Consider the following 1189-nt stretch of genomic DNA (forward strand, 5'->3'; position numbering starts at 1 on the left):
CTGCTTATTCTTTTCTGGCGCTGCTCTGATCATGGCGCTGCTAAGGCTCACTGCCCTGAACCAACCGTTCAGATTCTACTGTCTAAACCTACTGGCTCTGTCCCCCTGCGAGCCGCCTGCGAGTCCGAAGGAAGCCAGCCAGGAGGGAGCGAAGCGGCCTGGCTGTGTCTGACTGAGGCTAAAGGCGAGCACAAACAAGGGCTGTGGGTTTTTATTTTTTGCCTACCTGCCGGAGGCTCATCAATCAAAATAAAAATAGGAACAGCCGCAGTGAGGAACGCAGCGAAGCAAACGGAAGAAAAAACAAGGCCGGAACGTAGTGGAGCTTGTATAGCCTTGTTTTTTTCTGTAGTGCAGCCTGAGCGAGTACCGCAAACACACCGCTTTACCTTGCTGTTTTTTGGGAGTGGCTAAATGCCCGATCAAAAAACACCTCTCCATCCAGGAGGGTGGATTTGTGCGGTGGGTTTTGTATCTTAACATTCATAATGGATTCAGCTGGCATCATCTTATTAAATTTCTTATTAGCCATTTTATCGGGTGTTATCTCTGGTATTTTAGCAGCTTTAATCATTGACCGCATTAGAAAAAAGGCTGCATTTTGTAATGTACATTACAATGCCCTTTTTAAAAAAAATCTACCGGTTACAGAGTTACACTTTTTTTGACGGTTTTGACCTACTCATTTCAAAGGATGGAACTGGTCCAGCGCCTTTTTCAGGTCTTCAACATCGGCCTGCTGGTATAATTCGGTAGACAGGATGTTTTTATGGCCTGCCAGGTATTGGGCTTTCCGCAGGTTATAGCTTTTGATCCAGTATACGATCAGGCTGCCTCTCAGATGTTTGGCGGTGCGTACTTTCGGGTTCAGCTTCCTTATCTTTTTTATGATGCTACGCACCCGGTTTTGCAGCTTCTCTCCCAACAGCAACTCTCCGGGATGCTCTTGTAACCGGGCTGCCAGTAATATGATCTGTTCTGCCGCCAGGGGTAAAGCCCTGCTGCAGCCGCCTTTAGTGGATGGAACCTGCAGTTGTGCTCGTCTCAGGTCTGCATCTGTCTTTCTTAGCTTTTCCATTTCTCCGGTTTTTAGTCCCTGGTGTACCAGCAGGCCCAAAATCACTTTATCTTTACCTTCATATTGTTGATAAAGGTTTTCCAGTTCTTCTTTGCTCAATGGATCATGGAA

Annotated in this window: 3 protein-coding genes; 2 read left to right on the plus strand and 1 reads right to left on the minus strand. The window is 46.8% G+C overall.

Annotated elements, in window-relative coordinates; all coding sequences use genetic code 11:
- Positions 1 to 414: hypothetical protein (locus C900_RS30460; protein WP_040497522.1), on the plus strand; the 414-nt coding region annotated here is incomplete at its 5' end.
- Positions 415 to 488: 74 nt separating this feature from the next.
- Positions 489 to 668, plus strand: coding sequence for a hypothetical protein (locus tag C900_RS24815; RefSeq protein ID WP_040497523.1), 180 nt, complete (start codon positions 489 to 491; stop codon positions 666 to 668).
- A 14-nt stretch (positions 669 to 682) separates the two neighbouring features.
- Here C900_RS24815 and C900_RS28975 read toward each other — a convergent pair.
- The coding region (locus tag C900_RS28975; RefSeq protein WP_157494198.1) for a tyrosine-type recombinase/integrase at positions 683 to 1189 on the minus strand (507 nt) is incomplete at its 5' end.

It is taken from the genome of Fulvivirga imtechensis AK7 (assembly GCF_000331535.1).
In the GTDB taxonomy this organism is placed as follows: domain Bacteria; phylum Bacteroidota; class Bacteroidia; order Cytophagales; family Cyclobacteriaceae; genus Fulvivirga; species Fulvivirga imtechensis.